Annotated in this window: 6 protein-coding genes; all 6 read left to right on the plus strand. The window is 52.5% G+C overall.

Annotation, left to right across the window (positions count from 1 at the left end; genetic code table 11):
- Positions 1 to 512: 512 nt before the first annotated feature.
- Complete coding sequence (locus Q1Q75_RS21850; RefSeq protein WP_300675218.1) at positions 513 to 1,298, plus strand: amino acid ABC transporter substrate-binding protein; 786 nt, start codon at positions 513 to 515, stop codon at positions 1,296 to 1,298.
- 144 nt (positions 1,299 to 1,442) lie between these two features.
- Positions 1,443 to 2,465: an ABC transporter permease subunit gene (locus Q1Q75_RS21855; RefSeq protein WP_300675220.1), complete on the plus strand. Its 1,023-nt coding sequence runs from the start codon at positions 1,443 to 1,445 to the stop codon at positions 2,463 to 2,465.
- Positions 2,452 to 3,252 carry an amino acid ABC transporter ATP-binding protein gene (locus Q1Q75_RS21860; RefSeq protein ID WP_300675222.1) on the plus strand — a complete coding sequence of 267 codons (801 nt, stop codon included), beginning with the start codon at positions 2,452 to 2,454 and terminating at the stop codon, positions 3,250 to 3,252. The genes Q1Q75_RS21855 and Q1Q75_RS21860 overlap by 14 nt, the downstream gene beginning before the upstream one ends.
- Positions 3,253 to 3,689: 437 nt before the next feature.
- Positions 3,690 to 6,098 carry an endopeptidase La gene (gene lon / locus Q1Q75_RS21865; RefSeq protein WP_300675224.1) on the plus strand — a complete coding sequence of 803 codons (2,409 nt, stop codon included), beginning with the start codon at positions 3,690 to 3,692 and terminating at the stop codon, positions 6,096 to 6,098.
- 165 nt (positions 6,099 to 6,263) lie between these two features.
- On the plus strand, positions 6,264 to 7,388 hold the full coding sequence (locus Q1Q75_RS21870) for a HAMP domain-containing sensor histidine kinase (RefSeq protein ID WP_300675226.1): 1,125 nt from the start codon (positions 6,264 to 6,266) through the stop codon (positions 7,386 to 7,388).
- Between the two features lie 300 nt (positions 7,389 to 7,688).
- A complete protein-coding gene (locus Q1Q75_RS21875) occupies positions 7,689 to 8,507 on the plus strand; it encodes an SDR family oxidoreductase (protein ID WP_300675228.1) in 819 nt (272 codons plus the stop codon).
- The last annotated feature ends 263 nt before the right edge of the window (positions 8,508 to 8,770 follow it).

The following is an 8,770-nucleotide window of genomic DNA, read 5'->3' on the forward strand; positions in this document are numbered from 1 at the left end:
GAGCTGAAGATGTAGTGGTTTACCTCAAAGCTCTGATAACGCGGCAGATGAGTGCACCCGGCTCGCCCGAAGGGTGAGAAAATCAGACAGAATACCGTGGATTACATTTTGCATTTTTGAAACGACTGAAAATATTACCGTAAAAAACTGTAATTAATGATTATTCCTTAGTCCTGATTGTTTTCTCATGAAATATCCGGGTTAGAACGTAAGGGGGGCGTAACGACAGCCCCCCTTTTTTTATACCCTTGGAGTTGTGCCGAGGTCCTGACCCATTGGACGCGGGGAACGGTCTCTTTTTAATTTGGGATGCCGGAAGGGTCGAGCCGGTTGACGCCGGCAAGGGGAAAAGAGGCGGAAGTTTTAATTAATTCCGGGCGTAAAATGACTTTTTTGTTTTGAAAATTAAGGGATTCGATCGAGCCCCGGCTCGGAAATATCTTGCAAAATAGGGCCTGATCGTATATTTCCCATACGTTTCAGCTTAAACCACTACACCTAAGGAGATTGTTATGAAGAGAGCGGTTCTTATCCTCATCTGTGTGTTCGCCATGACGTCCATGGCCTTCGCAGGTGATGGCTCGTTTGATCGTGTCAAAAAAGAGGGCAAGCTTGTGCTTGGCCTGGATGACTCTTTTCCTCCCATGGGCTTCAAAATTGCCGACGGGACCACTGTGGGTTTTGATATCGATGCAGCCCGAGAAGTCAGCAAGCGCCTGGGCATCGAACTGGCCCTTCAGCCTACGGCATGGAAAGGGGTGATTAACTCCTTGTATGCCAAGAAATTTGACTGTATCTGGAATGGCATGACCATTACCCCAGAGCGTGCCGCACGCGTCAGCTTTTCGAAACCTTATATCCTGGATGGCCAGGTTGTGGTGGTTCGTTTCGCTGAAAAGCGTTTTACCGACTACAAAGATCTGGGTGGGATGATTGTAGGCTGTCAGGAAGGATCTCCTGCGGTGACTGCCGCGAAGAAGCTTCCCAACGCACCCAAGGCGATCAATGAGTATGAAGACAACCCCAAGGCGCTTCTCGACCTGAAAGCCGGTCGACTTGACGCGGTGGTGATTGATAACGTCACCGGTCGTGACGCCATCGCCAAGCAGGTCGGTTCTTTCAAAACCCTGCCGGGTTTTATCAGCAAAGAACCCTTTGGCGTGGCCTTCCGTAAGGAAGACGACGCCCTTCGGGCTGCGGTTCAGAAAGCTCTTGACGAGATGGTTGCCGACGGCACCCTGGCCAAGATCTCTGAAAAATGGTTCGGAGAGGACATCACCGACCCTGCAAAATGGTAAACGATATCCGATGGTAGAGAAATAAAATGGAGAGGGCGGCAATGCCGTCCTCTCCTGTTTTGTGGCTGCACCCCTTGGCTTCTTCTGTTCCGCCGAGGTCGGTCCTCCATGTTATACAGCCGTCAAACGAAGGCGAGACAATTCATGAGATCCAAGATACGCAGAGGTTTTCTGCTTTTTATATGGCTGGTTCTGCTGGCCCTGCCGTCAGCGGCTCTGGCCGAAGGCCCTACCCAACCAGATCAACTATTCAGGGATGCGAGCAATCTCATCTCTGCCGGAGATTACGAGACCGCTCTGGAGGTGCTGGATCGGATCCCGGCGCCGGGGGGGACCGACTCCGCCGCAGACTTTATAAAAAGTCGCGTCCAGAAAGCACAGTTGTACCATGCGCTGGCCATGTTCGATGAAGCGGACGCTTCCTGTCACGAGGTGCTGGCCCTCTTTCCCGATAATATAGAGGCCACAAACCTCTTGGACTCCCTGGCCAAGGCAAAAAAACCCAAGTGGCTTCTTTTTATCGATGACATGAAGCTCTTTTTGCCGTCACTGATTCAAGGCGCCGGGATCACCTTGTTTCTGGTGGTTATCACCATGGTGATTTCGCCCATCGGCGGACTCCTTATCGCGTTGGGTCGTATCAGTGGTGTACCGCCCCTTCGATGGCTTTCCTGGTTTATTATCTGGTTTTTCCGGGGCACCCCGCTTCTTCTTCAGTTGTTCTTTATTTATTATGGATTGCCCTCCCTCGGGGTAACGCTTTCTCCCACCACCTCTGCCATTATCGGGCTCGGGATCAACTATTCAGCGTATCTGGCAGAGATCATCCGTGCGGGCATTGAGAGCATCGACTCCGGACAGATGGAGGCGGCCAAGGCCATCGGCATGACCTACACGCAAGCCATGCGCAGGGTGATTGTTCCTCAAACCTACAAGCGGCTCATGCCCCCTGTCGGCAATGAATTTATCGCGCTCATCAAGGACACGGCCCTGGTTTCCACCATTGCCATGGTGGAGCTGATGCGCTCTGCCAATCAGATGTTCAACACCTATTTCAACGTGAACGTTCTGATCATTGCCGCGATGATCTATCTCCTGTTTACCACGGTCTTTACGGTGACCTTCGAGACAATTGAAAAACGAGTCGGAGCCTATGAAAACAGATAACGAGAAAAACCCGACCTCCAACAATGCGCCCATTATCTGTCTGTCGAATATCACGAAGCGGTTTGGTAAAACCACGGCCGTGGATGCGGTGGACCTGTCCGTGATGCCCCAGGAAAAGGTGGTGATCATCGGGCCGTCCGGCTCCGGTAAATCGACGCTGCTGAGAGCGGTGAACATCCTGGAGGAGATCGACGAAGGGACGATTGTTTTTGAGGGCAAGTCCGTGGGGTACGTCGAGAAGAAGGGCAAGCGGGTCCTGGATTCCCAGAAGAATATCTGCGCCCTGCGCGCTGAGATTGGTATGGTCTTCCAGCATTTTTATCTCTTTCCTCACATGACGGTCTTGGAAAACATCATGGAAGGCCCTGTGACGGTCCAGGGGAAAAGTCGTGAAGAGGCCCATATCATCGCCGAGGACATGCTGGAAAAGGTCGGGCTTTCAGAGAAGCGGGATGTCTTTCCCGCGACCCTTTCCGGCGGACAGAAACAACGGGTGGCCATCGCCCGAGCCCTTGCCATGAAACCCAAGATCATGCTCTTTGATGAACCCACCAGTGCCCTGGACCCCGAGCTTGTGGGGGAGGTGTTCAACACCATCAAGAGCTTGGCCGATGAGGGGATGACGATGATTATCGTGACCCACCAGATGGGGTTTGCCAGGGAGATTGCCGATCGGGTGATTTTTATGGAAAAAGGGCGCTTTATCACCGAGGCCCCCCCTGTTGAATTTTTTGGTTCCTGCATGACCAATACCCGTGTGGCCAGTTTTGTGGACTCTATTCTCTGATTTCGTTCTTTGATGACGGTGACTTTTTAACGGCCCTTACTGCGTGCTTTCTGCGGTAAGGGCTTTTTTTTTGCCTGCGGAACCGTGGCTTGGGAGAAACCTTGTCGGGATTTCATGGATGATCCGCATCACACGGGTCGGCCAGGGATCGATTGTTGTGTTCACAGGCGGTGGGCTTTGTGTAATAATAACTCATCGGGTTGAAATGATGTGAAGGAGCCTTACCTTATGCCCAACAGCAACCGCTCATACGGGTTTGAGGCTTCTGTTTCCGTAAGAGTCATGGAAAAAACTCGGAATTTCATTCTTCTTTTACCCGTCTCCAGCCTTGCTGTTTCCATTGAACCTTTGTTGAAGAGTTCGGCATCATGCCGACGGATCCCATGGCATGATTCCTTAAGCTGAACCCGATACTTATCTGTGAAAGGAGCTTGATTATGGAAAATGATGAACTCATCACTCCTGAATTCGTTTCCGAAGGTGAGGAAGAAAAGCAAGCCTCAAGTCTCGTCATTCCCCATCAGATTATGCCTGAGAACCTGGTGATTATGCCGGTTACCGGACGTCCCTTTATGCCGTTTCAGGCCCAGCCTCTGATTGTCAGCCAGGATAAATGGCAACCCACCATTGAAAAAGCCATCAATGACAACAATGGCCTTGTGGGCTTTGTGCTGGTACGGCCGGACGCAGGTGAAAAGCTTGGTCCTGAGAGTTTTTACGGTACAGGGTGTGTCGCCCAGATTCATAATGTCATGGCCGACGGGGAAAAACTGCAGCTGATGACCCAGGGCATTCGTCGATTTAAAATCGATGATTTTATGACCGGGGAAGCGCCTTTTCACGCTCGGGTCAGCTACCCGGTGGAGTCCAAGGGGGACCCGGAAAAACTTCGGGCGTATTCGGTTGCCGTGATCAAAGCCATTCGCGAAATCATTCCGCTTAACCCCTTGTACGGCGAGGAAGTTAAAAATTTTGTGACCCGTTTCAGCCCCAACGATGCCTCTCCCCTGTCTGATTTCGGGGCGTCCATTACCACGGCCCCAGGTGCGGATATTCAGGATATCCTTGAAACCACCTCTTTGATGGATCGCATGAAAAAGGTGCTGGTTCTCTTGAAAAAAGAGCACGAGGCCTTAAAACTTCAGAGTGAGATCAGTCAGGAGGTCAATAAAAGCCTGAGTGAGAATCAGCGGAAGTTTTTTTTGCGGGAGCAGTTGAGGGTGATCCAAAAGGAGCTGGGCATCGCCAAAGATGATCGCACGGCGGACATTGAGCAGTTTGAGGAGCGCCTCACCAAATTGGATCCGCCGGACCATGTGCTGGAGCGGGTGGCCAGTGAAATTGAGAAGATGCAGATTCTCGAAAAGGGGTCCCCTGAATATGCGGTGTCTCGCAATTACCTGGACTGGATCACCTCCGTGCCCTGGGGGGTCACCTCCGAGGACAAACTGGACATCAAGAGGGCACGAAAGGTCCTCGATCGGGACCATTCCGGGCTGACGGACGTGAAAGACCGAATTATTGAGTTTCTGGCCGTGGGCGTTTACAAGAAAGAGGTTTCAGGGTCCATTATGCTCCTGGTGGGGCCTCCGGGGGTGGGGAAGACCTCCATTGGCAAGTCCATTGCCGAGGCCCTGGGTCGTAAATTTTACCGTTTCAGTGTGGGCGGTATGCGTGATGAGGCGGAGATCAAGGGGCATCGCAGGACGTATATCGGCGCCCTTCCGGGCAAATTTGTGCAGGCGCTTAAAGAGACAGGGGTATCCAACCCCGTGATTATGTTAGACGAGATCGATAAGGTGGGGGCCTCCTATCAGGGGGATCCGGCCTCAGCGCTTCTCGAAGCACTGGATCCCGAACAGAACAGCGAGTTTCTGGACCACTACTTTGATTTGAGGCTGGATCTTTCCAAGGTGCTTTTTATCTGCACGGCCAACCAGTTGGATACCATTGCGCAACCCCTTTTGGACCGGATGGATATGACCCGCCTTTCAGGGTACATTACCGCCGAGAAGGTGGAAATTGCCAGAAAACACCTCTGGCCCCGCTTGATAGAGCGCAGCGGAATTCCCCGCAAGCAGCTGAGCATCACCCCTGCAGCCATTCGTACCATCGCCGACGGGTACGCCCGGGAAGCCGGCGTGCGAAATCTGGAAAAACAGATGAACCGTATCGTTCGAAAAGCCGTGGTCGGATTTTTGTCGGACGGTGGCAAGCCGATCTCTGTCGGCATTAAGGATATCCCGGAGTATCTGGGACCGCCTATTTTCCGAAAAGAGCGGCCCATGGAAGGGGTGGGCATTGTCACCGGGCTCGCCTGGACGTCCATGGGGGGAGCCACCCTTTCTGTGGAGGCGACGAAGATCCATGAGCTCTCAAAGGGATTTAAGCTGACGGGTCAGTTGGGGGATGTCATGAAGGAGTCGGCGGAAATCGCCTACAGCTATGTCTCCTCCAATGCCGGGGCTTTTGGCGTTGCCCCGACTTATTTTGATTCGGCTTTTATCCATCTGCATGTGCCGGAAGGGGCCACCCCCAAGGACGGTCCCAGTGCCGGGGTCACCATGGCCACGGTGTTGATCTCTCTGGCCTTGGGGAAAAAGATCGATCGGCCCCTTGCCATGACCGGGGAAATCACCCTGACGGGGAAGGTCCTGCCGGTGGGGGGGATTCGTGAAAAGGTGATTGCCGCACGGCGTAACGGACTTCGTGAGCTGGTGCTTCCCGATGAGAATCGAAGGGATGTCGATGAACTGCCGGACTACATCCGGGAGGGCATGACCTTTCATTTCGCCAAAGTGTATAAGGATGTGTTCAAGGTGGTGTTTGGCGGCAAGGCCAGGTAGCGACCCGGGGTGGCCCCAGGGCCACCCCATGATCTCCTTCTGGCCTGGCTTTTCAGAAGGGAAATGAACGGGAGCCTCCGAGACCCCACCATGGCTCTCGACTCGTGAAATATCCGGGATAGGGTGATGATCGCCAGCACCCGGATATTTATGGAGGGCCGGAGAGTGAATCACAATCAAGCAGATTTTGTCCCTGGTGAGCGATTGGGTCCCGATGAGATCCAGTTGCAAAGCGGACTTTTTACCAGCCTGGAGATGAACGACTTGTCGGCGGCGCTTCCTGTGATGTTTCTGGTGCTTAATCGGCACCGGCAGATCGTCTTCTCGAACCGGCGGTTTGTTGAGTTGGTGGGTTCACGGGATTCCGCCGTGCTCCTTGGGCAGCGCCCGGGAGAAGCGATGGGGTGCGTCCATGCCCTTTCCTCACCGGAGGGGTGCGGCTCGACAGAGTCCTGCTGGCTGTGCGGGGCTGCGAAATCCATTTTAATGACACAGAAAGAGCGTGCGGCCATCGAGGCGTGTGTGATTACCTGTGAGGGCCGACGGGTTTTCGAACTGCAGGTTTGGACCTCACCGGTGTGGCGTGACGGAGAGCTGTTTACCCTTTTTTCAGCCGTGGATATTTCCGCAGAGAGTCGGCGGTTGAGCCTGGAACGCACTTTTTTTCATGATATCTCCAATACGGTGGCGGCCATTTCCGGTGCTGCAGAGCTTCTGGTAGACGGGTCCCAGGAAACGCCGAATTCCGGGGGCATTGAGACGATCTTTAACGCATCGGAGTGGCTTCTTGACGAGATCCGATCACACAAAAAGCTGATGGAGGCCGAAAATGGCGAGCTTGAAGTCAGTAAAACGGCTATCTCCTCCCTGGAGACGTTGAAGCAATGCCTTCAGCTTTATGCTCGAAATAAATCCACGCATTCTTGCAGCCTTATTCTTTCACCGGACTCCAGCGATTGTCGGGTGGTGACGGATCCGGTTCTCCTGCGGCGAATTTTGATCAATATGGTTAAAAATGCCATCGAGGCAACCTCTGAAGGGGGGGAGGTCGTCGCCCGATGTCGTCCCCACGGCGCTGATATCATTTTTTCTGTGACCAATCCCGGGTTTATTCCCCGTCATGTTCAGTTGGGTATTTTCCAGAGGACCTTTTCCACCAAGGGCGCCGGACGTGGGGTTGGCACCTATTCTATGAAACTCTTTGCCGAAAGGTACCTGGGGGGAACCATACTTTTTACTACCTCTCCAGAGGAAGGCACCACGTTCACACTTTCCTTGCCCTCGGCCTGAAAATTGTTATTCACTCCTTGATTCTTTGAAAGTATGGTGTATGCTTAATTTTTTCCCTTGGGAAAAAGGTCTCCGGCGGCTTTTTGGTTCTCGTTTAAGCGATGTTGCGCTGATGAAATAGCTCTGTAGATAGCCATTAATAAACGATAAAATATCAAGCTTCAGCCGTGTCTCTCTATTTTTGCGCCCAACCTGTAAACTATGGTCTATAAGGGAAGTCATGTTTCGTTTTCCTTCCAGTGATTTCTGTCATATTTCCTTCGTATTTTCCGTTTTGAATTCGACACCAAAGGAGTGACAATGTTCGAAAAGAAACGAATGATGATCACCGGAGCCGGCTCCGGATTGGGGCGGGCTCTGGCCTTGATCTATGCTCGGCAGGGGTGGCATATCTGTGTGGTGGATATGGATGCCCAGCGAGCCGCGGAGACGGTACGTTTAATTGATGATGCAGGGGGCGATGGGCTGATGCAGGTGCATGATGTGACCACGTCCGAGGCTTTTGAGGACCTCCTTCTTTTTGTGAAATCGCGTTGGGGCGGCGTGGATGTGCTGGTTAACAATGCCGGTGTGGCGGCGGCTGGAGATCTGTGTTCTATTCCGGAGGAACGCTGGGAGTGGATTATGGATGTGAATTTAAAGGCGGTGATTCAGGGCTGTCGTTGCTTTATCCCCTTGATGAAAGAGCAGGGAGGAGGGCACATCGTCAATATCGCTTCCTGTGCCGGCATTGTCTCCTTTCCAGAAATGAGCAGCTACAATGTCACCAAGGCAGCGGTGATTGCCCTCTCCGAGACACTTCACGCCGAACTCGCTCCCAAAGGCATCGGCGTTACCGTGGCCGCGCCGACGTTTTTCAAGACGAATTTAATGGATCGGTTTCATTCCACGGACGAACGACAGCGGAAAATTGCCATGGGCTTGTTCGCCAAGTCGAACGTTACCGCCGACGATGTGGCCCGCAAAATTGAGCGTGCCGTTCGAAGGAAGAGGCTTTATGTGATCCCTCAGTGGGATGGCCGGGTGATGTGGTGGCTGAAGCGTCTCAGCCCTGAGCTTTTTCATCGGGCGATGGCTTTTTTTAATAAGAAGAATGGGTTTGAACGCATCTTCGGATGATGGCTTTCATATTTTGTAACGATTCAGCTTAAAAAAAAGCCTCCGGGGGTAAGGTGTGCCACCTTGAAAGCTCGTTTTGGTGCAGTATAAACTCTGTACACGGTGTACTGTTGGCACCTTGTAGACATAATGATTGCCAAGTAGAACCTGCGCTCCATGAAAAGCGTGGATTATGCATTATATTAAGAAAATAACGCACAGAGCCAAAATCATGGAGGCAGGTATGGAACCAATTTTATCGTATGTCGGTCTTGACGTACATA

The organism is Desulfoluna sp., from assembly GCF_030145185.1.
Classification (GTDB): Bacteria; Desulfobacterota; Desulfobacteria; order Desulfobacterales; family Desulfolunaceae; genus Desulfoluna.